We start from the raw sequence: 26,653 nt of genomic DNA on the forward strand, positions 1-26,653 counted from the left end.
CAGCGCAGGGGTTCCTGGCCGGTCATCTGGGGGCGCGGAATGGAGGAAGGGCGGCTGCTGGAGGCCGCGAGTGGCGAGACCGCGAGCGGCGAGACTGCGAGCAGGAACGCCGGGAAGGTCCCGGTGGTGGGCGGCTGAAGCGGCCGTCAACAGCCGTTTCCTGGTGAGGGGTTGACCATGGGGCGCCCTCACTGGTTCAGTGGCTCAGCCACTCATCCACTCATCATCCGCTTGTTCGCTCATCCACTCATTCACTCGCCGGAGGGGAACCGTGGAGGCACTGCCCCGCGAGACCATCGTGGACGTCCTGGAAGACCGGCTGCGCACGGACATACTCAACGGCCGTCATCCAGCGGGAAGTTACCTGCCGCCGGAGCGCCGACTCGCCGACGGCTACGGCGTCACCCGCACCACGCTCAAGCACGCCTTCGGGCGACTCGTCCAGGCCGGCCTGCTGGAAACCCGGCACGGCGTCGGCACCCGGGTGCGGGACTACACGCGTCTGGGCGGCGCGGATCTGCTGCCCATGCTCGTGCGACACGACGCGAAATGGGTCCACGAGATCTTCGAAGTACGGCGCGGTATCGGCGCGTTGATCGCCGAGCGGGCCGCGACACGAGCCACCGGCACACACCACGCTGAGCTTCGCGCGCTGCTGCGAGCCGTACAGGAGGCAGAGGGCCCCGACGCGGTCCAGCTCGCCGATGTCGAGGTGCACCGAGCCCTCGCCCGGGCCACCGGCAACCGTGTCTACGTCCTGCTGACCAACACGCTCTTCAACGCCTACCTCCCCGTCCGCTCCCTGCTCAAGGGGCCCTTCACCGACCCGCACGCGGCCTATGAACGGCTCGCGCCGGTGGTGGAGGCGGTGGTGGACGCAGACGCCAGGCGGGCGTACACGGCGGCGGACGCCTATCTGCGGGACACCGAGCGCATCATGCTGGACGGCCTGGCATGAGGGGCACCGTGTTCACGGAGACGATGCTCGGCACCGTCCGTCTCGACACCGAGTCGGCGGAGCGCCGCATCCGCCTCGATCTGCGCGCCGAGGCCGACGGGATACTGCGCCCGCACCGCACGACCCGGGCGCACCTGACCGGCCGGGTGCGTATCGCCGGATGCGCCGACGACCCTTGCGCGGACGGCGAGTTGGAGGTGTCGCCGATCGCCCGTCGGCGCATCCGCTATCAGCTGGGGTTCACCTGCGACGGCCGCCGCCTCACCCTGGACGGCTGGAAGTCCGTCACCGCGCGCCGCCCGGTCACGTCGATGACCGTCCTGCCCTTCACGCTGTACGAGGGTGACGCGCGGGTCGGCGAAGGGGTGCTGCGGTTCCCGCTCGGGACCGGCCTCGCACCGTTCCTCCTCGGCTTCCGCTTTCCGCGCCGTGAGGGCCGTGTCGTCGGCCTCGGCTTCCGCTTTCCGCGCCGTGACGGCCGTGACGGCCGTGTGCCGGCGGCCGCGGCCCCCGGCTCCCGCGTCCCGCGTCGTGATGAGCGGGCCGCGCACTTCGCGCCGCGCTGGGACGGCGCACCGGGCCGCACCGAGGTCTGGTACACCACGCTGACCGACCCGACCACCGGCACCGGTATCTGGCTGCACCACGAACTCACCGCGCCCGCAGACGGATCCGAGCCGTTCGCCCACGGATGGGTCGCGGTGTTTCCCCGTGAGGGAGCGGTGCGGCACGCCCGCTTCGGGCCCGTCCCCTGGACCGGGCCCGCGGACGGGTTCGCGGGAGACAAGGTCACGGCCACCCCGAAGCAACTGAGCGGCAGCGCCGGTGACTTCCACTGGAAGCTCACCGAACGCCCCCAAGGACCGGCCCTGTTCACCTTCCCCCGCTGGTCCTGGCGTCGGCCCCTGCTGCCCGCCGCCCAGATGCTCCCGGCCGCGCGCGCCACGTACGACGGTGAACTCTCCTACGGGGAGCACACCTTGACCCTGCGCGGCGCGATCGGCGCCTCGGCCCGTATCTACGGGCACGGCAACGCGCACCGATGGACCTGGCTGCACGCGGAGCTGGGCGGCGGCGACGTCCTGGAGATCGTCGCGGCCGTGTCCACCCGGCCGGGGCTGCGCCGGTTGCCTCCGCTGGTCTTCCTGCGGCTGTGCCGCGATGGCCGGATTTGGCCGCGGCGGGCGGAGCGGTCGGCAGTCGGCTGGCTGGGCGTCGGACGGTTCCGGGCCGCATTCGGGCTGCCCGGGTGGACGGTGACCGGACGGACGGCGCTGCGCCGGATCCGTGTCGAGGTCGACCAGCCCGCCGAGCGGACCCTCACCCTGGAGTACCGCGACCCGGACGGCGCCCGCGCGGTGTGCCGCAACAGCGAGTCCGCCGACGCCCGCGTCGTGCTGGAGCGCTGGTGGGGCCGGTGGCGCCCGGAGGCATCCTGGGTCCTGGACGGCACCGCGCACGCCGAGGCGGGCGACCGGTGACCGCCGAGGGACTCGTCGCCGCGCTGCTCGCCGACACCGGCGACGAGGACTGGCCCGCCCGCGTGCCGAACCGGCTCGACACGGTGCTCGCCGCACTGCCCCGGCCCGCCCGGGCCGGAGTGCACACCGCCGTCGCGGCCCTGGAGACGTACGCCGTGCTGCGTACCGGCAGACGACTGGCCGCGCTCGATCCCGACGCCCGCGAGAGCCTGCTCGGTTCGCTGGCCGCACGCCCCCGGCTCGTGCCGCTGCTCGACCTCCTCAAGGTGCCCGTGATGCTCGCGGCGGGCACCGAGCGGATGCCGGCCGCGCCGCCCGCCCTACCGGCGCCCGAGGACCCGCCGCTCGACTGCACTCCGGCGCGGGAGTGGCCGGCCCGCTCCACCACCGACGTGGTGGTCGTGGGGTCTGGCGCAGGCGGTGCCGTGGCCGCCCGGACGTTCGCGCGCGCCGGACTGAGCGTCGTCGTCCTGGAGGAGGGCGAACACCACACGACGGCTTCCTTCGGACGCCGGGCGCCCCTCGACCGCTTCGCCGAGCTGTACCGGGACGGCGGCGGCACGGTGGCCGTGGGCAACCCACCGCTGCTGCTGCCGGTCGGCCGCGCGGTCGGCGGCACCACCGTGGTCAACTCCGGTACCTGTTACCGCACTCCCGACCAGGTGCTGGCCCGGTGGAGCCGTGCGTACGGGTTCGATCTCGCCGAACGCTTCGGGCCCCGGCTCGATGAGATCGAGCGCACCCTCCGGGTGGCGACCCAGCCACTCGACGTGCTCGGGAACAACGGCCTCCTGGCCCTCTCCGGCGCCGAGCGGCTCGGCTGGCGGGCCGGTCCGCTGCGCCGTAACGCGCCCGGCTGCAAGGGCTCGTGCCAGTGCGTGGTCGGCTGCCCCACCGGCGCCAAGCAGAGCGTGCAGCTGTCCGTGCTGCCCGACGCGTGCGCCGCCGGAGCCCGGATCGTCACCGGCGCGCGGGTCCGCCGCATCCTGGTGGACCACGACGGACCCGGAGCGCCGCGCGCCGCCGGAGTGCGGGCGCGGCGGCCGGACGGCAGCGAACTGGAGATCCTCGGCCCGCTCGTCGTGACGGCTGCCGGAGCGCTCCAGACACCACCGCTGCTACGCCGCTCGGGCCTCGGCGGACATCCGTGCCTGGGCCGCAACCTCAGCGTGCACCCGGCCACCAGCGTCGCGGGGCGCTTCGCCGAGCCGGTCACCGCCTGGCAGGGCGTGCTGCAGAGCGCCGGGATCGAGGAACTGCACGACCGCGGCGTACTCATCGAGGCGACCGCGAGCCCGCCCGGCATGGGCAGTTTCGTCCTCCCCGGTCTGGGGCGTGAGCTGCGCCGCGAGCTGGAGGGCGCCGGCCATCTCGCGACCCTCGGCGCCATGATCGCCGACCGCCCTTCCGGCCGGGTCAGGGGCCGCGACCGCACGCTCGTCCGCTACGACCTGGATCCCCGTGACGGCCACCGGCTGATGACGGCCGTACGCGCCATGGGCCGGCTGCTCTTCGCGGCGGGCGCCGAGGAGATCCTCACCGGCGTCCCCTTCGCCCCCCGTGCGCGCTCGCTCGACGAACTCGATGAATCGCTCGCCCGAGCCACCGCGCGGAACCTGCATCTCTCGGCGTTCCACCCGACCGGTACGGTCGCCGCGGGCGCCGATCCGCAGCGCGCCCCCGCCGACCCCGAGGGCAGACTCCGCGGCACCCGGGGAGTCCTCGTCACGGACGGCTCGGTCCTGCCCAGCTGCCCGCAGGTCAACCCGCAGCTGAGCATCATGGCGGCGGCCCTCGCGATCTCGGAGACCTGGCTGGAAAGGGAGGGCTGATGCCGTAGGTGAACCACGACCTCACAACCAGGGCGCGTACAGCCACGACTCCATGGCGCAAGTGCCCCTGAGCAGTGACTGCCCGCGAGTGAGGGCGGGCGTCCTACCGTGTGAGGGTCAACGCCCTCCATCCGACCAGCAAGGAGCACCAGGCTGTGAAGGTCGAAATCCAGCCGGACGTACGCGACATCGCCGCCCAGCTCGGAGGAGGCGTCCCCTACGCGCTGAAGGCCCTGGCCGGTCGGCTGGCCGACGACCCTGACATGGGCCGGTCCTCGGGACTGCCCGGCATCCTGACCGTGACGGTCGACGGCGACATGTTCGAGGACTGCCCCGACCTGTCCGTCGGCTACATCCGCGAGCCGGCCCGGATCGAGATCCGGTTTCTGAGCGCGGCTCCCCCCACCGAGCCCGCCACGGACGCTCAGGAGCAGGAGCAGGAGCAGGAGCAGGACCGGCCTGTCGACCCCGTCGCCGCCACGGTCACCGTACGGCAGGTCGCCGATGCCTGGCGGCGCATCACCGGCTGGTTGAAGCACAACGCCCCCGACTCCTACGCCGCACTTCGCGCGGGCGCCTGCCCCGCCGCCATCGCCGCCCTGGAAGACGACCTCGGCATCCGGATACCCGTCGAGCTGCACGTCCTGTGGCTGCTGACCTCGGGCGACGACGGGAGCAATGGCTGGGGATGCCTTCCGGGCAATAGGGCTCTGATGACCCTGGACGCCGTGGCCGCCGCCTACCGGCTGAAGATGGACGCCCAGGCCCACGAGGACGCCCTCAACGCCCGCCGCCCCGAGCACGACCGGATCACCGTGTGGAAGGCAACCCGGATTCCGGTTGTCGCCTTGGGCCCGGCCGACAGCACCTCGGGCCTGTACCTGGACGCCGCGACCGGCTACTTGGGCCGGTGGTCCCGCTACAACGAAGGCCCCGGCGACGTACTCGACACGCTGGTCACCTACCTGGAAGAGGCTGCCGACATGCTCGAAGCCCCGGCCCTGGCCACCCGGGACAAGCCCGGCCTGATCGGTGGGACGCTGGTCTGGCTCAGCAGTATCGACCCCGCGCAGGCAGACCGGTGGCGGCCCCTGACCGGCTGACCACACGAGGGGAAGAGCCAACGGGCACTTCCAGGGCCAACCGCTGTTCCCTTGTTCCCCGCGGCCGGGCTACTCCAATGGGCCAGTGCGTTCGCGGACGCCGAGTCCGGCACGGAGCATGAGGGAGTCCGGTACGCCAGGAGGAGGACGAGTCCGCATGAGCACACGTATCCCCGACGGCCAGGTCCGCGCGCGTCGATCGCGCCGGATCGCCTCCCTCCTGGCCACCTGTGCCTGCGGCTCACTGCTCGTCTCGTGCACCTCGGACAACAACGCCGGCGGCGGTGTCTCCGCCAGCGCGCGTCCGACCGCGCCGAACGCGTCCAACTTCACCGGTACGGCGCCGTCCGCGCTGTCCTCGGCCGCCTCGTCCATCATCGACTCCGCCCGCGCCTCGGCGTCGGCGGCGGCCTCCTCCGCCTCGGCCGCCGCGTCGGCGTTCGAGGCGTCGGTCTCCGCCGACACGGCACGGGCAGCCGCGGCGGCGGAGAAGGAGCTGAAGGACGTGCAGGGCGGCGGCAACGCCCGGTCGGAGGTCTCGATGACCGGGCTGCCGAAGGCGGAGACAGGCGGGCTGCTCGCCGTGGTCGTCACCATCACCAACAAGACCGCTCAGAAGGCCTCCTACGCCGTGCAGATCGACTTCCTGGACTCCCACGAGAAGGTCGTGGAGACCAGGTACGTGGGCGCGGAGAACCTCGACCCGGGGAAGCGGGCCCAGCCCATCGCCATCAGCAGGCAGCCCGCCGGAACCCAGCTGACGCCTCGGCTGACCAAGGCGCAGCGGTACTAGGGCTCTTCGCGCTCGTCGAGCGGCGGGTCCGGCACCTCATCGCCCAGCCGCGCGGCGACGAGGAACCGCCGGTCCCGTCCATCGACCGCTGACCGCTGACTGCGAAACCTCGGGGAGCTCTCCCCGGTCTCCTGGTCAGGCCTCCGGCTCACGCACCAGGTGGACCGCCGTGCTGGACCAGTCGCCCGGCGGCAGGTCCGGGTGGAGTCCGTACGCGCCGAGCACGGTGGCGTGGTGCACGGCCCCGGTGCGGGCGTCACGGTAGCGGGCCCCGGAGGTCAGGCCGCGCAGGCGGACGGGCAGGACCGGGGCGCCGTGGCGGCCGACGCGCCGGTAGGCGAGCAGCAGGGTCTCCGAGGCGTCCGGAGCCGTGTACTGCACCACGGAACCGGTGTCCGCGGACGGCGGCGACAGGCGGTCCAGCCTGCCGTGCTGCACGAGATGGCGTACTTTCTTGTACTCGGCCACCAGGTCGGCGCCCTCCCGCAGTTCCTCCTCGGACCAGCGGGTGAGGTCGCCCCCGATGCCGAGCGCTCCGGCCATCGACACATGGAATCGGAAGCGGAGCGGGACCGTACGGCCGGTGAGCTGGTTCGGTACGTCCGTGACCCACGAGCCCATGGTGCGCGCCGGATAGACCTGGCCATAGCCGTGCTGGATCCCCATCCGGTCGGCGGCATCGGTGTTGTCCGACGCCCACGCCTGGTCCGTACGGGACAGGATGCCCAGGTCGACCCGGCCGCCCCCGCCGCTGCACGACTCGATCCGCAGCGCCGGGTGGTCGGCGCGCAGACGGTCGATGACGTCGTAGAGATTGCGCACGTACTGGGGTCCGAGGCGGTCGGCGCCGTCCTGCCGGCCGGGCCAGCCGGCCTCGCTGAACGCCCGGTTCATGTCCCACTTGAGGAAGTCGATGCCGTACTCGCCGACCAGCCCGGTCAGCCAGCCGTAGGCCCAGTCCGCGACGTCCCGGCGGGCGAAGTTGAGGACGAGCTGGTTGCGCAGCTCGGAGCGGGGACGGCCCGGGAAGTGCAGGACCCAGTCCGGGTGCCGGCGGTAGAGGTCGCTGTCCGGGTTCACCATCTCCGGCTCCACCCACAGGCCGAAGGCCATTCCGAGTCGGTGCACGGCCTGGACCAGCGGTGCCAGCCCTTCGGGGAAGCGGTCGGGGGCGGGGGTCCAGTCGCCGAGTCCCGCCCGGTCGCTGCGGCGCGCCCCGAACCAGCCGTCGTCGACGACGTACAGCTCGACCCCGAGCTCCGCGGCCCGTTCGGCGAGCGCCTTCTGGCCGACCTCGTCGACGTCGAAGCCCGTCGCCTCCCAGGAGTTGTAGAGCACCGGCGCGACCTCGCCCGGATGCGGCAGGACATGGGCGAGCGTGTAGGCGTGCCAGGCACGGCTGGCCGCGCCGAAGCCGCCCTCGCTGAAGAGGCCCGCGAACGGGGGAGTGGTGAACTCCTCGCCCGGGGCGAGCGGCACGCTCGTACCGTCGTGGCCCACGCCTCCGGTGAATCCGGCCCGCCCGTCCGGAGTGCGCTGCGCGGTGATCCGCCAGCTTCCGCTCCACGCGAGGGCGGCGCTCCACACCCGTCCGTGCTCCTCCGTCGCCTCGCCTGCGTCCAGCATCACCCAGGGGTTCGCGTGATGGCTGGTGACACCGCGACGGCTCGTCAACACCAGCTCTCCGTAAGGGAGTTGGTCTCGGCGGAGCTGGGTCTCGGCGGACCACTGTCCGGTGACATGGCTGAGCCGGTACTCCGGCAGCGGGGGCAGGGCCCAGGCGGCCGAGTCGGCGCGCAGCAGGGTGACCGGCTCGTCGCCGGCGTTGCGGACGACGGTCCAGCGTTCGATGACGTCCGTGTCGTCGCGTACACGGTAGTGGAGCGCCACATGCAGGGGGTAGCGGCGGTCGCGGAAGGCCAGTTCCAGCTCGCCTTCGTGGACGCGATGGCCGGTCGGCTGCCACTCGAAGGCGCGGGATCCGTCCGCGAACCGGACTTGCAGTGACGGCGGTCCGTAGCGCGTCCCGCCGTCCACGGGAAGTTCCTCCCCGACGGGGGGTCTTCCCTCGAAGCTGCTGGTCGAGGCGGGCCGGGGCACGACGAGTTCCTCGGCTTCCGCGAGCGTGAGGCGCGGGCCCCAAGCGAGGTGGCAGGGCGCGCCGGTCTCGTCGACGCGCAGCGCGTACGACGTGTGCGGTGTGGCCAGCAGCCAGACCCCGGTGTCCGGGGCGAAGGAGATCATCGACAGGGATCCTCACGTTCCGGTAGTGCCACGAGATGCTCGAAAGCCAACCCCGACCTTCGATCACATGTCAACACTTCGCGTGTATCTGCCATTTGCAGGTTGCATGCCCATCAGACAGCATCCTCAAGATAATCCTGCTTCTTTCATTGACAGCAGAAAATAAGGGACTTAGGTTCCGGCCATGCGCTCGACCTCTCCCACCGAGGCGTTCCCGGCCCACACACCGGCAGCCTCGCAGATCTTCACCACCGTGCTGTCGCACGGTCCGCTCACCCGGTCGGAGATATCCGGCCGGACGCGGCTGTCCGCGGCGGCGGTCACCAAGGCGGTCCGGCCCCTGATCGAGGCCGGTTACCTCCTGGAGGACGTCGACGAGGACGCGCGGCAGACGTCCCTGGGACGGCCGGCCAACCCGGTGCGGGTCGACGGAGGCAGGGCGCTGTTCATCGGCGTCAAGATGACGGGCGACGAACTGATCGCCGTGCTCACGGACCTGTGCTGCCGGATCAGGGTCGCCCGGCATGTGCCGCTCACCACCCGCGACCCCAAAGTGGTGCTGGCCTCGACCGCTTCCCTGGTCCAGGAGCTGCGGGCCGAGGCCGACGGCTTCGGAGTGCGGGTCCAGGGACTGGGCATCGCGGTGTCCGGTGACGTGGACCGCGCGGCCGGAGTGGTGCGCTACTCGCCGTTCCTGGAATGGCGCGATGTCCCGCTCGCCGAACTGGCCGCGATGACCACCGGGTTGCCGGTCACCGTCGACAACGACGTCCGGGCGCTCACCGTCGCCGAGCAGTGGTTCGGCGCCGGAGTGGGTTTGTCCGACTTCGCGGTGGTGACCGTCGGCGCCGGCATCGGCTGCGGCCTGGTGGTGCACGGCCAGGTCGTGTCGGGGGCGCACGGCGTGGCCGGCGAGATCGGGCATGTCGCCATCGACCCGGCAGGTCCGCTCTGCCACTGCGGCAACCGCGGCTGTGTCGAGGCGATCGCCGCGGACTCGGCGATCGTCGGCAGGGTCCGGGAGGTGACCGGCGTCCAAGTGGCCGACGCCGCCGCGGCCCTGGACCTGGCCCACGACGGCGACCCCGGAGCGCGGGAGGTGTACGCGCGGGCGGGGGCGGCGATCGGGCGCGGCATCGCGACCGTGGCCAACCTGCTCGGCCCCGAGCGGGTGATCATCTCCGGTGAGGGTCTGGCCGCCTACGACCTGTTCGCCGAGCAGATCCGCGACGCGTTCGCCGCGGCCGCCTTCGGGTCGGCCGCGCGATGCGACCTACAGACCCGCCCGCTCCCCTTCGAGGAGTGGGCGCGCGGGGCCGCGGCCACCGCGATCCAGTCCTTCATCAGATCAGACACGTACTAGCACGCACGAGGAGTAACGATGACGCAGCAGAGCCGCCATCACCTGGCTGCGCGTGGCCCGGGTCGGCGCAGAGTGGTCGGTGGGCTGTTCGGACTCGGTGCGGCCGCACTGGGGGCGCCCCTCCTGAGCGCCTGCGGCAGCGGGGCGGGCGCCGACCCGAAGACGGTGACCTTCGGATCCAACGGCGCCGACGCCACGCCGAAGAAGGCCTACGCCGCCGTGACCGACGCGTTCGCCAAGGACAGCGGGCTGAAGGTGAAGACGAACACCGTCGATCACGACACCTTCCAGAAGAGCATCTCCACCTATCTGCAGGGCACCCCGGACGACGTCTTCACCTGGTTCGCGGGCTACCGCATGCAGTACTTCGCCAAGAAGAAGCTCGCCAGCCCGCTGGACGACGTGTGGGACAAGATCGGTGCCGGCTTCAGCGACGCCACCAAGCAGCTCTCCCGCGGCGCGGACGGCAAGTACTACTTCGTCCCGTTGTACAACTACCCGTGGGCGGTCTTCTACCGCAAGAGCCTCTTCAAGGAGCGCGGCTACCAAGTCCCCCAGAAGTGGAGCGAGTTCCTCGCGCTCGCCAAGCAGATGAAGAAGGACGGTCTCTCCCCGATCGCCTCCGGCTACGGCGGCGGCGACAGCTGGAGCATCCTCGGTGCCTTCGACTACCTCAACCTGCGGACCAACGGCTACGACTTCCACATGTCGCTGATGCGCGGGCAGGTCTCCTGGACCGACAAGCGCGCGGTCGCCCTCCTCGACCACTGGCGCGAACTCGCCGCCTACTACCAGCAGGGCGCCGCCGGCCGCTCCTGGCAGGACGCCGCCCAGTCCCTGCTCGACAAGAAGTCCGGCATGGCCGTCATCGGCCTCTTCCTCGGGCAGCAGATCACCGACGAGAAGATACGCGCCGACATCGACTTCTTCCCCTTCCCCGAGGTGGACTCCGCCCACGGCCAGGACGCCGTCGAGGCACCCACCGACGGCTTCATGCTCAGCCGCAGCCCGAAGAACGACAGCGGCGCGAAGAAGTTCCTGGAGTTCCTCGGCGGAGCCCAGGCCGAAGAGCTCTACATGGGCGTCGACCCGAGCAACCTCGCCGTCAACGAGCAGGCCAAGACGGACTCGTACAACGCACTCCAGAAGAAGTCCGCCGATCTCATCGCCTCCGCCAAGCACATCAGCCAGTTCGCGGACCGCGACAGCGACCCGGGCTTCATCTCCACCGTCGTCCTGCCCGGCCTGACCGAGTGGCTCGGCCACCCCGACGACGGAGCCGGCACGCTGAAGAAGATCGAGTCCCAGCGCTCGCGCTTCTTCACGGCCTGACCCGAACCGGAAAGGCCTCCCGCACCGTGTCCTCCCCGCCCGTCACCCCCAAGCGACCCCGCCGCCTCGGCCCAGGCGACCGGATCTTCCTCACCGTCATCATCGGCATCCCGCTCGCCGCCCTGCTCTTCTTCGTCTGGCTGCCCGCACTGGCCTCACTGGGACTGTCCTTCACCACGTGGGACGGCATCGACCTGTCCGACATCCACTGGATCGGCCTGGACAACTACAAGGAGATCTTCACCAACTACCCGCCGTTCTGGCCCGCGGTGCGGCACAACGTGATCTGGCTGCTGTTCACGGCGCTGCTGCCCACCCCGTTCGGCATCTTCCTGGCCTACCAGCTCGACCGGAAGATCCGCTTCACCAGGATCTACCAGACCGCGATCTTCCTGCCGATGGTGCTCTCCCTGGCCGTCGTCGGCTTCATCTGGGAGATCATCTACAACCCGGACACCGGACTTCTCAACGGCATCCTGAACGCGGCCGGTTCGGGCCACCACATCGACTGGCTCGGCAACCCCGACCTGAACCTGTGGGCCGTACTCGTCGCCTCCAGCTGGCGGCACACCGGCTACATCATGATCCTCTACCTGGCCGGCCTGAAGGGCTTCGACCCGGCACTCAAGGAGGCCGCCGCGCTCGACGGCGCCAACGGACGCCAGACCTTCCTGAAGGTCGTCTTCCCGGCCCTGAAACCGGTCAACGTCATCATCCTGGTCATCACGGTCATGGAGTCCCTGCGGTCCTTCGACGTCGTCTACGTCCTCGGCGGCGGCGTCGGCAGCAAACCGGGCATGGAGCTGCTGTCGCTGCTCATCACCGACAACATCATCGGCGAGTCCAGTCACATCGGCTACGGGTCCGCCCTCGCGGTCGTCCTGCTCGTGGTCTCCCTCGCCGCCATCGGGACCTTCCTCGTCCAGAACTTCCGGAAGGAGGACCAGTGACCACGACCATGACCCGGCCGGGCTCCGGGACGAAGCCCCGGCCCGAGCAGCCGAGGAGCGCCAATCGGCCCCGTCGCCAGACCGGTCGCCACCTGATGCTGGCGGGTATCTCCCTGCTCTGGCTCGTCCCGCTCCTGTGGGCCATGTACACCTCGCTGCGTCCCTATTCGGACACGGCGAAGCACGGCTATCTCTCCTGGCCGCACAGCCTGAGCCTCGGCAACTTCACGGACGCCTGGAACCAGTCCGGGATGCCGCACTTCTTCTGGAACTCCGTCCTCATCACGGTCCCTTCGGTCCTGTGCACCCTGCTGTTCTCGGCGGCGGTCGCCTTCTTCGTCTCCCGCTTCGACTTCCGCTGGAACATCGTCCTGCTGATGCTCTTCACCGCGGGCAACCTGCTCCCGGCGCAGGTCCTCATCACCCCCCTGTACCGGCTCTACCTCCTCATCCCGCTGCCGCAGTGGATGAGCGACTCGCTCCTGCTCTACAACTCGGCCTGGGGCATCATCGCGATCCACATCGCCTACCAGTCCGGGTTCTGCACCTTCGTCCTCAGCAACTACATGAAGACGATCCCGAAGGAGATCTCCGAGGCGGCACTCGTGGACGGCGCCCCCGTGTGGAGGCAGTTCTTCCAGATCATCCTGCCGCTGTGCCGCCCGGCATTCGCGGCCCTGGCGACGCTCGAATCGATCTGGATCTACAACGACTTCTTCTGGCCGCTCGCGCTGATCGAGTCCGGCGACAAGCGCCCCATCACCTCCGCCCTGGCCAACCTCCAGGGCGCGTACTTCACCAATCCCAACCTCATCGCGGCCGGTGCACTGATGACCGCGATCCCCACACTGCTGGTGTACTTTGCGCTCCAGCGCCAGTTCATCAGCGGACTCACCATCGGCTCGGGCAAGGGCTGAGCCGTCTGAACGCGCCGACCTGAGCCGCAGGAAGGCGCCCACCCGAGCCGCGAGCACGCTGGGGCCCCGAGCCGCCCCGCCTTCACCGCCCCCGCTGACACCGTCCCAGGAGGTCCGACCCATGCGGTCATCCTCGTACGTCGCCATGCCCGGAGCCGCCCAGCGCTCCGGCCGTCGTTCCATAAGAGCCGTCCTCGTCCTCGCCCTCACCGCGGGCGTCGCGACGGCCGTCCCGGCCGCCCAGGCCGGGACCAACTCCGCTGCCGTGCAGGCCGACACCGCCACGACCGCCGCCGCGGCCGCCAAGCCGTACATGGGCTGGTCGAGTTGGAGCATGCAGTCGTCGAAGTACCCGGGCCTCAACCCGGACGGCGACTACAGCTACCTCACCGAGGCGAACGTCCTGAAGCAGACGGACGCGCTCGCCGCCAAGCTGAAGAAGTACGGCTACGACCACGTCAACATCGACGCCGGCTGGTGGATGGACAAGACCTGGAAGACCGGCTTCGACCAGTACGGCCGGCAGACGCCCGACCCGGGCCGCTTCCCCCACGGCATGAAGTCGGTCGCCGACCACATCCACTCCAAGGGGCTGAAGGCCGGCATCTACCTGCCCGTCGGCCTGGAGAAGGGGGCGTACGGCGACGGCAAGACGCCGATCTGGAACGCCCCCGGCTGTACCACCGCCGACATCGTCTACTCGGACCTGCGCACCACCAACGGCTGGGACAACGCCTACAAGATCGACTTCGACAAGTCCTGCGCGCAGAAGTACATCGACTCGCAGGCGCAGCAGTTCGCCGACTGGGGCTACGACTTCCTCAAGCTGGACGGTGTGGGCCCGGGATCGTTCAAGTCCGGTGACAACTACAACAACGTCCCCGACGTCGCCGCCTGGCAGAAGGCCATCGCCGCGACCGGGCGTCAGATCCACCTCGAACTCTCCTGGTCGCTCGACATCGGCCACGCCGCCGACTGGAAGAAGTACTCCAACGGCTGGCGCATCGACACCGACGTCGAGTGCTACTGCAACACCCTGGTCACCTGGGAGAACTCGGTCAACGACCGCTGGGACGACGCCCCGGCGTGGAGCCGCAAGGCAGGCCCGGGCGGCTGGAACGACCTCGACGCCATCGATGTCGGCAACGGCGAGATGGACGGCCTCACCAAGGCCGAGCGGCAGAGCTACATGACCCTGTGGGCCATCAACAAGTCGCCCCTGTTCACCGGTGACGACATCACCAAGCTGGACAGCTACGGCGTCTCCCTGCTGACCAACAAGGAAGTCATCGCCGTCGACCAGAACGACTCGCCCGTGGCGCGTCCGGTCACCCCGGTCGGCGACCAGCAGGTCTGGGGCACCAAGAACGCCGACGGCAGCTACACCGTCGCCCTGTTCAACCTCGCCGACTCACCGGCCTCCGTCACCGCCGGCTGGGCCTCCCTCGGCTTCACCGGCGACGCCGCCGTGCGCGACCTGTGGAACAAGGCGAACCTCGGGACCCACAAGAACAAGATCACCGAGGCGCTGCCCGCACACGGCTCGCGGCTGTTCACCGTCAAGCCCGGCGGCGGCACCCTGACGACCACCAGCTACGAGGCCGAGGCCGCCGCCAACACCCTGTCGGGCAACGCCTCCGTCGCCGGCTGCGACGCCTGCTCCGGCGGCAAGAAGGTCGGCAACCTCTACACCGGCGGCAAGCTGCGGTTCAACGACGTCACGGTGAAGAAGGACGGCATCTACACCGTCAAGGTCGCCTACGTCAGCGGCGACTCCCGCTCGGTGACCGTCTTCTCCAACAGCGGCAACGGCACCAGCGAGAAGTTCCCCTCCACGGGCGACTGGAGCACGGCCGAGACGGTCAGCGTCCAGCTGGCGCTGAAGGCGGGCTCCAACACGATCACCTTCGACAGCGGCAGCGGATACGCGCCCGACATCGACAGGATCGTCGTTCCGCAGACCGTCTGACGCCGAGTTCCGCGGGCGGTCCCGGGTTCCGTGGTCCGTCCGAGTTCCTCGGACGGTTTGCGTTCCGCAGCCCGTCCGACCTGCCTCCCGCGGGGCCCGGTGACACGACCCGGGCCCCGCGGGGACCGGCCTCATGGCCCCCTCCCGACGGTCAGCAGCCGTCGTCCCCGCACGAGCCGCTCCCCGGATTTGGAGTGCACCACCGTGGACATCCAGCACACCGAACCACGCGACAACACCCCCAGCCGCAGAGGCTTCCTCGCTCTCGCCGCCGCCGCGGGTGCGGCCACCGCACTCGGTGGCCTGCCCGCCTTCACGGCCTCGGCGGCCCCCCTGCGCCCCACCGAGTCGCCCCTGCTGTCCGCGGCCGACGCCGCGAAGAACCAGCTGTGGTGGCAGGCTCCCGGCTCCGCCAAGTCGATGATCGAACAGGGGCTGCCGGTCGGGAACGGGCGCCTCGGCGCGCTCGCGAGCAACGACCCCTCCAGCGAGCTCCTGATGATCACCGACGCCACGCTGTGGACCGGCGGACTCAACGACAAGCTGCAGAGCGACGGCCAATTCCCTTACGGTCGCGACGACTTCGGCTCGCTGACCCTGCTGGCGAAGCTCACCGTCGCGATCCCCGACCACGACCTGGGCAACGTCGACAACTACCGTCGCATCCTCGACCTGGCCCAGGGCCTGATCAGCACCTCGTACGACATCTCCGGCGTCACCTACCGGCGGCAGATCTTCGCCAGCCGCCCCGACGACGCCATCGTCCTGTCCTTCTCCCAGCAGGGCGGCGGCTCCTACACCGGCACCGTCTCCCTCGCCGGCACCCACGGAGAGTCCACCACCGCCAACAGCGCGGGACGGTACGCGTCGTTCGGTGCCTCCTTCGCCAACGGCCTGAAGTACGGCGCCGCCGTCACCGCGTACAGCAGCACGGGCAGGGTCCGCGTCGACGGTACGTCGATCTCCTTCAGTGGCTGCAAGGACCTCACCGTCGTCGTCAGCGGCGGCACCAACTACGCGCCCGACGCGGCAGCGAAGTTCCGCGACCCCGCTCTGAACCCGGAGCGCCTCGCCAGGACCAAGGTCCTGAACGCGGCCGGACACTCCGCGAGCACTCTGCTCCACACGCATGTCGCCGACTTCCGGGCCGTGTTCGGACAGCTGGACATCAACCTCGGTACTTCGTCCGCCGCACAGCGTGAGCTGGACACCTGGGAGCGGCTGCGGGCGCGCCACCGCGACGACATCCCCGACCCCGAACTCGAGGCCGCCTACCTGCAGTTCGGCCGCTATCTCATGATCTCCGGATCCCGGGGCAGCCTGCCGATGGGACTCCAGGGCCCCTGGCTGGACGGCAACGACCCGGACTGGATGGCGGACTACCACACCGACATCAACATCCAGATGAACTACTGGATGGCGGACCGGGCGGGCCTGTCCGACTGCTTCGACGCCTTCACGGACTACTGCCTCGCACAGCTGCCCGACTGGACGGACGTCACCCAGCGGCTGTTCAACGACTCCACCAACCGGTACCGCAACTCCAGCGGCAAGATCGCCGGCTGGACCGTGGCCATCTCCACCAACCCCTATGGCGGAGGCGGCTGGTGGTGGCACCCGGCCGGCAACGCCTGGCTCTGCCAGAGCCTGTTCGAGCACTACGAGTACACCCAGGACCGCGCCCACCTGAAGAAGATCTACCCGCTCCTCAAGGGCGCCGTGGAGTTCTGGGAGGCCCGCCTGATCACGACGACGGTCACCGACGCGTCCGGGGCCGAACGTGAGGTCCTGATCGCCGACAGCGACTGGTCGCCCGAGCAGGGACCGCTCGACGCCAAGGGCATCACGTACGCCCAGGAACTGGTGTGGAACCTCTTCGGCAACTACCGCACCGCGACCCAGCTGCTCGCCAAGGACGCCGCCTACAGCAAGACCGTCGGCGGTCTGCGGGAGCGCCTCTACCTGCCCGTGGTCAGCCCCAAGACCGGCTGGCTGGAGGAGTGGATGTCGCCCGACAACCTCGGCGAGACCACCCACCGGCACCTCTCCCCGCTGTTCGGGCTCTTCCCCGGCGACCGGATCCGGCCGGACGGCTCCACGCCGAAGGACATCGTCGACGGCGCGACCGCCCTGCTCACCGCGCGCGGCATGAACAGCTTCGGCTGGGCCAACGCCTGGCGCAGCCTGTGCTGGGCGAGGCTGAAGAACGCGGAGAAGGCCTACCAGCTGATCGTCAACAACCTGAAGCCGTCGTCCAACGGCAGCAACGGCAGCGCGATGAACCTCTTCGACATCTACGAGGTGGAGACGGGCCGCGGCATCTTCCAGATCGACGCGAACTTCGGCACCCCCGCCGCGATCGTCGAGACGCTGGTCTACTCGCGGCCCGGACACATCGAGCTGCTCCCCGCACTGCCCGCCGCCTGGGCGGCGTCCGGATCGGTGTCCGGCGTGGGCGTCCGCGGCGGCTTCGTCGCCGACCTCAGCTGGAAGAACGGCAAGGTCACCCGGGTGACGCTGACGAGCGTCGGCGGCCGGGACACGACCGTCGTGGCGGGCGGCGCCTCGCGCAAGGTCAGCCTCAAGCCCGGCGCGTCCGTCACGCTGCGGGGCCTCGGATGAGCGCCGCCCGGTTCCGCCGCCGTGCGGTGGGCGTCGTATCGGCTCTGCTCATGGCGATCTGCGGGCCCCTGACGGCCTCGGCGGCGGCGCAGGCACAGCCGCGGGTCTCGGCCGATACGCCGGTGACGCCGGCCGCCGTGTCGCAGGCCAAGCACTCCGTGGTCACCTGGGGCGCCAGCGCCGACCGGCAGGGCGCCGGCCCCGCCGATCGCAGCTACCGGCTGATCGTGCGCACCAGCGTCGGTGGCACCGACATGCGGATCCGGCTGTCCAACGCCTTCGGCGACCACCCGGTGACCTTCGCCAGCGCGTACGCCGGCTTGCAGAAGCAGGGTGCGGAACTGGTCCACGGCTCCAACCGCCGGCTGTCCTTCGGCGGGGCCGCGTCCGTCACCGTCCCGGCCGGCAAGACCGTCCTCAGCGATCCGCTGCCCGGAAAGCTGGCCGCCCAGAGCAACCTGGTCATCAGCCTGTACGTGACGGGTGCCCAGGGACCGACGACCGGTCACGGCATGGCGATGCAGACCAACTACGCCACCGCGGGCGACCACGCCGCCGAGGAGGGCGCGGCCGGCTGGACCGATCCGATGGGCTCCTGGTACTGGCTGGACGCCGTCGACGTGGAGACGTCCGCGACGGTCGGCTCGGTGGTGACCCTCGGTGACTCCATCACCGACGGATGGGCCTCGACCACGGACGAGAACCGCCGCTGGCCCGACTACCTGTCCCGGCGACTCCAGGCCGCGTCCGGCCTCACCGTGAAGGGCGTGGCGAACGAGGGGATCTCGGGCAACAAGGTGCTCGCGGACGGGGCAGGGCAGGCCGCGCTGAACAGACTCCAGCGTGATGTCCTCTCCCAGCCGGGGGTCCGCACGGTCTTCCTCTTCGAAGGCATCAATGACATCAAGGCCCACTCCGGCGTCACGGTGGACGACATGATCGCCGGGTATCAGGAGATCATCGACCAGGCCCACGCGGCGGGCAAGTGCGTCGTCGGCGCGACCGTGATGCCCTTCAAGGGGTGGTACGAGTACGACGCCGCCGCCGAGGCCGTACGCCAAGGTGTCAACGACTGGATCAGGAACAGCGGTGCGCTCGACGCCGTGACGGATTTCGACAAGATCACCCGCAATCCGTACGACCCGCAGCTGATCCTGCCGTTCTTCGACGGCGGCGACCACCTGCACCCCAACGACAAGGGGATGCAGGCGATGGCCGACGCGGTGGACCTCCGGAGCCTGACGTCCTGTTGACGACGGGCTCCGGGCGGGGCGGTCAGGGGTACGAGACGACGGTGGACGGCACCGTGGATGTGCCCGAAGTCGGCGTACCTGTCTCGTTGATGACGCGCTCGTACTGACCCTGGCCGCCCAGCGAGACGACGAGCAGGTCGTGGAACTTCACGCCCGGTCTGTTCGGCGCGGCGAACCCGTTGTGCTGGACGATCGTCGGATCGACGTTGTAGTAGCAGTAGCTGCCCAGGCCCCATCCCTCGTGCGTGGTCACGGAGTCGGCCACCTTGTAGGCCGCGTACCCCTTGACGCTGCCGTTCTGGATGGCGGCCTGGTTCGGCGCGTCGTACGCCTTCTCGTTCTGGAAGAAGATCGTGCGGCCGCGCTGGCCGTACCACTGGACGTCGTACTTGTTGAAGTGCTCGACGAACAGACCGGTGGCCAGGACGTCGTCGCCGTTGACGCGGATGCCGTAGTCGGCCCGGTTGGTGTCCCAGCCGACGCCGGTGCCGTGGTCGGCACGCCAGACCCAGGTGTGGTCGATGATCGTGTTGCGGCTGTTGATCACCATGCTGGTGGTGGCCTTGCCGGCGCCCGCGCCGCCGATCCGGACGAAGACGTCCTGGACGGTGGTCGGGTTGGCGGAGTGGTTCGCCGAGGCGCCCGTGGGGCCAACCTCCAGCAGCGTCGGGGAGTTCACCGGTCCGGCGTCGATGAGGAACCCCGCGAGCCGCACTCCGTCGACGTCGGCCGTCTTGAGGGCGGTGACGCCGTTGTTCGGGATCAGGGTGGCGTAACCGAGGCCCAGGACAACGGTGTTGGCGCGGTTGACCTGGATCGGCTGGTCGAGGTGGTAGATCCCCGGGGTCAGCAGCAGATGGAGGCCCTGCGTGAGCGCGGCGTTCAGGGTGGCGGCGGTGACGCCGGGCTTGGCCACGTAGAACTGGGTGAGCGGCAGCGATGTGCCGCGCGGGGTTCCGCTGCCCCAGGTGGTGCCGCGCGCGTTGGTCCGCTGCTCCGGCAGGAAGACGCGGTACTCGCTGCCGTTGAGGTAGAGGAACGGCTTCTCCCGGGACACGGGCGTGGTGTCGAGGGTGGTGTACGGCGGGTTCGGGAAGGACTGCGCGGGGGCGCCCTGGACACCGGAGAACACCATGTTCCAGACGGCGTTGAGCCAGCCGCCCACCGAACTGTCCCGGGTGTACCACTGCTGCTGCGAATACGGTCCGACCGACCCGTCGATGCGGCTGTCGGCGATGTAGCCGCCGCTGGCCCAGCCGTAGCCGGTCGGGGAGAGGTTGAGACCGCCCTTGACGTGCATCCGCCGGAAGGGAGCGGCCTGCGCGACCGCCCACCGGTTGGTGCCGCTGACCGGGGCCAGGGCGAGATTCTCCGCCGAACGCCAGAAGTTCTGGGTGGCGTTGCCGTTGAACCAGCCGGCGTCGACGGTCACATCGCCGTTGATCGTCGTGTCGTCGGGGGACAGGCCGAGGCCCGCGATCGAGGTGTAGAAGCCGAGTTGGGCGTTGAGCCCGTTGTAGGTGCCCGGCTTGAACAGCAGCGCGTAGCGGCCCGTGCCGAACTGGGCCGACTCCTGCTGCCTGAACACCTCGTCCAGCTTGGCCTGGATGCCCGAGGTCGAGGGGTCGAACACGATGACGTTCGGGCCGAGATCGCCGCCACCCGGCAGGGCTCGCGGCTGCTGGACGGAGGCGGCGGACGCCGGTGAGGACATTCCGAGCAGCGCGGGCGCGGCGGCGGTGGCGGCCATCGCTCCGAGGACGGATCGTCTGGCCAGCGGGGAGCGGCCGGAGTCCGGGGAATGCGTGGGGGTGTGAGGCATGGCGGCGACTCTCCTGGTTCAGGAAGTGAACGGTGAGAGGTGCGGGGAGCGCTCTCTTGCCGATGCATGCTTCATCCGCGTGAACACAGCGTCAAGAGTTGTCACACGAGTCCGGCGGATTGTTGCCCGATGAAGCATCAACAGGCGGAGGAATTGCGGTAGTTCATTGATGTACGAGCCCTGGAGCGTTCGCAGGGCTGAGGGTGATTGTGTTCAAGAGGTGCTCGCAAGAGGGCCGCCCCCGTCCTTCGCCGCACCCGGCGCGGTGGCGCCCGGTCTCGGGCGTCACCTTCGAGCCGACGGGCGGGCGTGGTGCGAGAGAGCGCTCTATGCCCTCGCAATGCCCGGCCGATAGGCTGCGGACATGAGCAGACGGGCCCCCACGCTGGAGGATGTCGCGCGGGAGGCCGGCGTCTCGCGCGCCACCGTCTCCCGGGTCATCAACGGCGTCCAGAGCGTCGATCCCGCCCTTCAGGACGCGGTCCGCCGGGCTGTCGAACGGACCGGCTACGCACCCAACCGGGCGGCCAGGTCACTGGTGACACGGCGGACCGAGACGGTCGCGCTCATCGTCTCCGGCGCGGGCGACGTGTCCGGCGAGGAGCGGAACGCCTTCACGGCACGGGTGTTCGCGGACCCGTTCTTCGGCCGGGTCGTCAGCGGTGTGGTGGACTACCTGCGCCCCCGGTCGATGCATCCGCTGCTGATGTTCGCCGACTCCGCGCAGACGCGACAGCAGGCGCTGAACGATCTGCGGCAGGGCAGCGCGGACGGTGCGCTCGTCGTCTCCACCCACGCCGACGATCCACTGCCGGCGCTGCTCGCCGATGCTGGTCTGCCGGCGGTGCTCTTCGCCCGGCCGTCGCGCCCGGTGCCGCTCAGCTATGTCGACCTGGCCCACCGGGAGGGCGCCCGCATGGCCGCCGACCATCTGCTGGACCGGGGCTGCCGACGGATCGTCACCGTCACGGGACCACTGGGCGTTTCCGCCAGCCAGGACCGGCTCGCCGGATTCCGCGACACGATGGCGCGCAGGGGGCATCCGTACGTACCCGTCGCCGAGGGAGGTTTCACGCTCGACAGCGGCATGGCGGCGATGTCCGGGCTGCTGGCCGAACACCCCGACGTGGACGGAGTGTTCGCGGCCAACGACCTGATGGCCCAGGGGGCCTGCCAAGTGCTGCGCGAGCGGGGCAGACGGGTGCCGGACGACGTCGCGGTCATCGGCTTCGACGACTCCAGCGCGGCCACGGCCTGCCGTCCGCCGCTGACCACCGTGCGGCAGCCGGTCGAGGAGATGGCCGCGGTGATGGCCCGGCTCCTCGACGAGCACCTCCGGGGCGCGCGCACCGAGCCCACCTCGGTGATCTTCGATCCGGAACTCGTGGTGCGCGAATCCGCTTAGGCGGCGTCCGGGCCCTGCGCGCTGCGGCCGCGACCGTGACGGACACTGGACCGGTCAGCAGGGACGAGGGACCGGCAGGGCGGGCGAGCCGGTGACGGAGAGGCAGGCGCATGACCGACCGGATCACCGTGGGCGTGGACGGATCCCCCGAGAGCCGGGCCGCGCTGGCCTGGGCGGGCAGGGAAGCCGTCCGCCGCGGGCTGCCCCTGCGCGTGGTGTACGCCTGGCAGCGGTCCCACCACGAACTGCTCGGCGGTGCGGACCGGGACGAGCAGGCGAGCTGGGCCCGGGACATGGTCGAGGACGCGGCCCGCGCCGTCGCCGACCGGCACACGGATCTGCCGGTGACGTCCGAGGCCATGCACGGCTCCGCCGTCGACTCGCTGCTGGCCGAGGCCGCGGCGACCGGGACGCTGGTCCTGGGATCCCGCGGATATGGCACGATCGTCGGCTTCCTGCTCGGCTCCGTCGGCCAGCAGGTGATCGCCGAGGCGCCGTGTCCCGTCGTCCTGGTGCGGGCCGACGACCGCGCCGCGTCCGAAGCGGGCGGCCGGGAGATCGTCGTGGGCCAGCAGGGCGGAGCGGACGACAGCGCGGCAGGCCTCCGGTTCGCGTTCGAGACCGCGGCGGCACGCGGTGCCGCGGTGCGTGCCGTACGGGCGTGGAGTCTGCCGCCGGTGTTCGCCTACAGCCCGGGATCGCTGAAACTGCTGGACGAGGTCGGCGGTCTGGAACCGTACGAGAAGAAGGCGCTCGCCGAGGCGCTCCAGCCGTGGCGGGAGCGCTTCCCCGACGTACCCGTCACGCAACACGTCGAGATGGGCAGCGCCGGACAGGTACTGCTGTCGCTGGCCGACCGGGCCCAGCTGATGGTGGTCGGCCGCCGCGCCGAGCACTCGGCGGTGGGGGCACGCATCGGTTCGGTGGCCCATGCGGTGATGCACCACGCGCCGTGTCCGGTGGCGGTGGTTCCGCACTCCTGAGGCGGGGGGCACGAGCGGCCCGCGTCGGTGTGGACGGCTACTTGAGTGCGTCGGGCGCGTTCAAGTTCCGAAGCCAAAGGCGGAGTCGAGGTTCGGTCCGGGCAATCTCGGTGTGAAGTATTGACGGCACCATGACAGTCGGGTTGACTCCCCGCCCAGCGCCGGAACCGGTTCCGGTACCGCTTCCGGTACCGGTTCCGCCGACGGCGCGTGAAGCCGCGATCCACGTGTGCCGGGAGGCAGTTGTGGCCGTGACCATCGCCGATGTGGCCCAGGCGGCCGGCGTGAGCAAGACGACCGTGTCGCGGGTGCTGAACACCCGCGGCGAGGTCGACGCGTCGACGGCCGCCCGGGTCCGCGAGGTCATCGACCGCATGGGTTATGTACCCAGTTCGGGTGCCGTCGGGCTGGCCCGCGGCAGCAACCGGACGGTGGGCATGCTGGTTCCCTCCCTGACCTGGCCCTGGATGGGCGAGGTGTTGCAGGGCGTCGTCGACACGGTGGAAGCCGCCGACTTCGGGCTGCTGCTGTTCACCTGCAACCGGGGCACCGAGTCCGTCGCGCGCTTCACCAGCCAGGTGTCGGCGCGCGCCTTCGACGGGCTGCTCGTGGTGGAGCCGGAGAACACCCTCGACATGCTGACGGCGCTGCACCGGGACGGCCTGCCCGTCGTGCTGATCGACGACCGGGGGCACCACCCGGAGTTCCCGTCCGTCACGGCCGCGAACGTCGAGGGCGGGGCGGCGGCGGCACGTCACCTGCTGGCCGACGGCCGGCGCAGCCCTCTGGTGCTCACCGGGCCGCGGCGGTTCGGCTGCGTAGGTGACCGGCTCACCGGGTTCTGTACCGCCTATGCCGACCACGGTCTCGCCGTGGACCTGGTCGTCGAGGGCGACTTCACCGAGGCCGACGGCCGCGCGAGTGTGCGCCGACTGCTCGCCGAAGGACGGGAGTTCGACGCGGTCTTCGCGCACAACGACCTCGCGGCGATCGGCGTTCTGGGCGCGCTGCGGGACGCCGGGATACGCGTACCGGACGACGTCGCCGTGATCGGCTTCGATGACATCCCGGTGGCCCGGCATACCGAGCCCTCGCTCAGCACGGTCCGCCAGCCGATGCGCGAGATGGGGGAGACGGCGGCCCGGATGCTCCTCGCCCGTCTCGCGGGACGGGACTCGCCGGCCTCGCCTGTCGTCCTGCCCACGGAAATGATCGTCCGCGCCTCGGCTCCGGCCCGCTAGGCACGGCCCGACGACCCACCTCTGCCGCCGAGCGCCACTGTGGCGGCACACGACACGGCACACCCCGAATCCAGCAGGCCGAGCACATCAGTCATGGCACGCACCTCAAGCACAGAGCCCCCTCAGCACATCAGCCACCTCAAGCACACCAGGCACGTCAAGCACACCAGCCACCTCAAGCACACCAGGCACGTCAAGCACACCAGCCGTCTCAAGCACACCGGGCACGTCACGCACGCCAGCCATCTCAAGCACACGAGGCACGCCAACCGCAGCAGCTACCCCAAGCACACCAGCTACCCCAAGCACACCAGCCAGCTCAAGCACACGAGGCACGCCAACCGCAGCAGCCACCCCAAGCACACCAGCCAGCTCAAGCACATCAGACATGCCAACCGCACCAGCCACCCCAAGCACACCAGGCACGTCAAGCGCATTCCGTACGTCAGCACGGATTTGGCACCCCCAACCTCCCCAAGGAGAGCCGCATGCCATCCCGTACCCCCCGCACGCTGATGATCGCCCTGGCCACCCTGTCCGCCGTCTCGCTTCTGTCGGCAGGACCGGCCGTCGCCGCGCCGGAGCCGCGGACCGCAGCCGCGGCCGCCGCGACCTGGGACACGGACCGGGCCGCGGCCGCCTACGCGGCCAACCCCGCCGCCGTCACCGCCTCCGGAAGCGAGAACTCCGGCACCACGCCGGGCCTCGCGTTCGACGGCAACGGCTCGACGCGCTGGTCCAGTCAGTTCGCGGACGACGCCTGGATCCGCGTCGACCTCGGCAGCACCCTCCGGATCGACCGCGTCGTCCTGGACTGGGAGGCCGCCTACGGCAAGAAGTACGTCCTGGAGGTCTCCAAGAACGGCACCGACTGGACCCCCTTCTACACCGAGACGGCGGGCACCGGCGGATCCGTCACCGCGCACACCTACCCGCAGGAAGTCACCGGACGGTACATACGGATGCGCGGTGTCGAACGGGCCACGCCCTACGGCTACTCGCTGTACTCGTTCAAGGTCTACGGCGGCGAACCCGCACCGGCGTCGACGACCCGCACCAACCTCGCGCTCAACCACCCCGCCTACTCCAACCTCTACCAGCACGCGGGCAATTCACCGGCCTTCGCCACCGACGGCGGCTGGCCCGCCAACCTCAAGGACGACGCGACCCGTTGGTCCAGCGACTGGAACGCCGACCGCTGGATCTCCGTCGACCTCGGCGCATCCTCGACCATCAACTCCGTCGACCTGTACTGGGAGGCCGCCTACGCCGTCGACTACCAACTCCAGGTCTCCGACGACAACAAGACCTGGCGCACCGTCTACCAGCCGACCGCCGCCGAGGTGGCCGCCCGTCGCGCCGACGTGAAATCCCCTGCCGACGCGGTCGGCCGCCACGACACCGTCACGCTGCCGCAGCCCGTCACCGGACGCTATGTCCGCATGCTCGGCAAGGAGCGTCGCTCCTTCTACAACCCCGCCCCCTACACGGCCCAATTCGGCTACTCGCTCTACGAGTTCCAGGTCTGGGGCACCGGTGGCAGCGCCTCCGCCGCTTACCCCGCCCTGCCCGGGGAGCAGTCGGGCACGTACCAGACGACGTTCTTCGACGACTTCACCGGCGCCGCCCTCGACCGCTCCAAGTGGCGCGTCGTCAGGACCGGAACGGAGATGGGCCCGGTCAACGGCGAGTCGCAGGCGTACGTCGACTCGACCAACAACATCAGCACGCAGAACGGCAGCCTCCTGCTGAAGGCCAAGTACTGCAAGGGCTGCACCCAGGCGGGTGGCGGCACCTACGACTTCAGCTCCGGACGGATCGACACCAACACCAAGTTCGACTTCACCTACGGGCGGGTCAGTGCCCGGATGAAGCTGCCGGTCGGCGACGGCTTCTGGCCCGCCTTCTGGCTGCTCGGCAGCAACGTCGACGACCCGTCGGTCTCGTGGCCGGCGTCCGGTGAGACGGACATCATGGAGAACATCGGCTACGCGGACTGGACGAGCACGGCCCTGCACGGCCCCGGCTACTCCGCCGACGGCAACATCGGTGCCCGCCAGACCTACCCCGCCGGGGGCCGCGCCGACCAGTGGCACACCTACGCCGTGGAGTGGACGCCGACCGCCATGCGCTTCTCCGTCGACGGAGCCCTGGTCCAGGAGACGACGCGCAACAAGCTGGAATCGACCCGCGGCCAATGGGTCTTCGACCACAACCAGTACGTCATCCTCAACCTCGCCCTGGGCGGCGCCTACCCGGCGGGCTGGAACCAGGTCACCACGCCGTACTGGGGGCTCCCGCAGTCCAGCGTGGACAAGGTCGCGGCCGGGGGAGTGCAGGCGGAGATCGACTGGGTGCGGGTCGAGCAGAAGAAGTGACTGGGCC

General features: G+C 70.3%; 19 protein-coding genes. 17 read left to right on the forward strand and 2 right to left on the reverse strand.

Annotation, left to right across the window (positions count from 1 at the left end):
- The first annotated feature begins 271 nt into the window (after nucleotides 1-271).
- The 5 genes from ACFVXA_RS01915 to ACFVXA_RS01935 all read left to right on the forward strand — a co-directional run bounded on the left by ACFVXA_RS01915 (nucleotide 272) and on the right by ACFVXA_RS01935 (nucleotide 6,167).
- Entirely contained in the window at nucleotides 272-958 is a 687-nt protein-coding gene (locus ACFVXA_RS01915) for a FadR/GntR family transcriptional regulator (RefSeq protein WP_390023455.1), read from the forward strand.
- On the forward strand, nucleotides 955-2,439 hold the full coding sequence (locus ACFVXA_RS01920; RefSeq protein WP_390023457.1) for a hypothetical protein: 1,485 nt from the start codon (nucleotides 955-957) through the stop codon (nucleotides 2,437-2,439). The genes ACFVXA_RS01915 and ACFVXA_RS01920 overlap by 4 nt, the downstream gene beginning before the upstream one ends.
- Entirely contained in the window at nucleotides 2,436-4,271 is a 1,836-nt protein-coding gene (locus ACFVXA_RS01925; RefSeq protein ID WP_390023459.1) for a GMC family oxidoreductase N-terminal domain-containing protein, read from the forward strand. Before ACFVXA_RS01920 ends, ACFVXA_RS01925 begins: the two co-directional genes overlap by 4 nt.
- Nucleotides 4,272-4,426: 155 nt before the next feature.
- Nucleotides 4,427-5,374, forward strand: a complete 948-nt coding sequence (locus ACFVXA_RS01930; protein ID WP_390023461.1) for a hypothetical protein — start codon at nucleotides 4,427-4,429, stop codon at nucleotides 5,372-5,374.
- Nucleotides 5,375-5,531: 157 nt separating this feature from the next.
- On the forward strand, nucleotides 5,532-6,167 hold the full coding sequence (locus ACFVXA_RS01935; protein ID WP_390023463.1) for a hypothetical protein: 636 nt from the start codon (nucleotides 5,532-5,534) through the stop codon (nucleotides 6,165-6,167).
- A 135-nt stretch (nucleotides 6,168-6,302) separates the two neighbouring features.
- Here the strand turns inward: ACFVXA_RS01935 and ACFVXA_RS01940 are convergent, their stop codons facing one another.
- Nucleotides 6,303-8,411, reverse strand: coding sequence for an alpha-galactosidase (locus ACFVXA_RS01940; protein ID WP_390023465.1), 2,109 nt, complete (start codon nucleotides 8,409-8,411; stop codon nucleotides 6,303-6,305).
- A 184-nt stretch (nucleotides 8,412-8,595) separates the two neighbouring features.
- Here ACFVXA_RS01940 and ACFVXA_RS01945 point away from each other — a divergent pair, with 184 nt between their 5' ends.
- The 7 genes from ACFVXA_RS01945 (at nucleotide 8,596) to ACFVXA_RS01975 (ending at nucleotide 18,817) form a co-directional block, all read left to right on the forward strand.
- A complete protein-coding gene (locus tag ACFVXA_RS01945) occupies nucleotides 8,596-9,774 on the forward strand; it encodes an ROK family protein (RefSeq protein ID WP_389932941.1) in 1,179 nt (392 codons plus the stop codon).
- A gap of 18 nt (nucleotides 9,775-9,792) precedes the next feature.
- A complete protein-coding gene (locus ACFVXA_RS01950) occupies nucleotides 9,793-11,106 on the forward strand; it encodes an ABC transporter substrate-binding protein (protein ID WP_383746943.1) in 1,314 nt (437 codons plus the stop codon).
- A gap of 26 nt (nucleotides 11,107-11,132) precedes the next feature.
- The gene (locus tag ACFVXA_RS01955) at nucleotides 11,133-12,056 is read left to right on the forward strand and encodes a sugar ABC transporter permease (protein ID WP_362019683.1); all 924 of its coding nucleotides are present in this window, start codon (nucleotides 11,133-11,135) and stop codon (nucleotides 12,054-12,056) included.
- Complete coding sequence (locus ACFVXA_RS01960) at nucleotides 12,053-12,973, forward strand: carbohydrate ABC transporter permease (RefSeq protein WP_362019686.1); 921 nt, start codon at nucleotides 12,053-12,055, stop codon at nucleotides 12,971-12,973. The genes ACFVXA_RS01955 and ACFVXA_RS01960 overlap by 4 nt, the downstream gene beginning before the upstream one ends.
- Before the next feature lie 121 nt (nucleotides 12,974-13,094).
- Nucleotides 13,095-14,942, forward strand: coding sequence for a carbohydrate-binding protein (locus ACFVXA_RS01965; protein WP_362019689.1), 1,848 nt, complete (start codon nucleotides 13,095-13,097; stop codon nucleotides 14,940-14,942).
- A gap of 204 nt (nucleotides 14,943-15,146) precedes the next feature.
- Nucleotides 15,147-17,564, forward strand: a complete 2,418-nt coding sequence (locus ACFVXA_RS01970) for a glycoside hydrolase N-terminal domain-containing protein (RefSeq protein WP_390023467.1) — start codon at nucleotides 15,147-15,149, stop codon at nucleotides 17,562-17,564.
- Complete coding sequence (locus ACFVXA_RS01975) at nucleotides 17,561-18,817, forward strand: SGNH/GDSL hydrolase family protein (RefSeq protein WP_390023469.1); 1,257 nt, start codon at nucleotides 17,561-17,563, stop codon at nucleotides 18,815-18,817. Before ACFVXA_RS01970 ends, ACFVXA_RS01975 begins: the two co-directional genes overlap by 4 nt.
- Nucleotides 18,818-18,839: 22 nt before the next feature.
- Here the strand turns inward: ACFVXA_RS01975 and ACFVXA_RS01980 are convergent, their stop codons facing one another.
- Nucleotides 18,840-20,639, reverse strand: coding sequence for a coagulation factor 5/8 type domain-containing protein (locus ACFVXA_RS01980; protein WP_390023471.1), 1,800 nt, complete (start codon nucleotides 20,637-20,639; stop codon nucleotides 18,840-18,842).
- Nucleotides 20,640-21,003: 364 nt separating this feature from the next.
- Between ACFVXA_RS01980 and ACFVXA_RS01985 the strand changes: the two genes are divergently transcribed.
- The 5 genes from ACFVXA_RS01985 to ACFVXA_RS02005 all read left to right on the forward strand — a co-directional run bounded on the left by ACFVXA_RS01985 (nucleotide 21,004) and on the right by ACFVXA_RS02005 (nucleotide 26,646).
- Nucleotides 21,004-22,044, forward strand: a complete 1,041-nt coding sequence (locus ACFVXA_RS01985) for a LacI family DNA-binding transcriptional regulator (protein ID WP_362019701.1) — start codon at nucleotides 21,004-21,006, stop codon at nucleotides 22,042-22,044.
- Nucleotides 22,045-22,154: 110 nt separating this feature from the next.
- Nucleotides 22,155-23,027, forward strand: a complete 873-nt coding sequence (locus tag ACFVXA_RS01990) for a universal stress protein (RefSeq protein ID WP_390023473.1) — start codon at nucleotides 22,155-22,157, stop codon at nucleotides 23,025-23,027.
- A gap of 245 nt (nucleotides 23,028-23,272) precedes the next feature.
- Nucleotides 23,273-24,268: a LacI family DNA-binding transcriptional regulator gene (locus ACFVXA_RS01995; protein WP_362019707.1), complete on the forward strand. Its 996-nt coding sequence runs from the start codon at nucleotides 23,273-23,275 to the stop codon at nucleotides 24,266-24,268.
- Nucleotides 24,269-24,361: 93 nt separating this feature from the next.
- Nucleotides 24,362-24,784 carry a hypothetical protein gene (locus tag ACFVXA_RS02000; protein WP_390023475.1) on the forward strand — a complete coding sequence of 141 codons (423 nt, stop codon included), beginning with the start codon at nucleotides 24,362-24,364 and terminating at the stop codon, nucleotides 24,782-24,784.
- On the forward strand, nucleotides 24,757-26,646 hold the full coding sequence (locus tag ACFVXA_RS02005; protein WP_389517209.1) for a discoidin domain-containing protein: 1,890 nt from the start codon (nucleotides 24,757-24,759) through the stop codon (nucleotides 26,644-26,646). Before ACFVXA_RS02000 ends, ACFVXA_RS02005 begins: the two co-directional genes overlap by 28 nt.
- Nucleotides 26,647-26,653 lie beyond the last annotated feature (7 nt).

It is taken from the genome of Streptomyces sp. NPDC058246 (genome assembly GCF_042881985.1).
Taxonomy (GTDB): Bacteria; Actinomycetota; Actinomycetes; order Streptomycetales; family Streptomycetaceae; genus Streptomyces.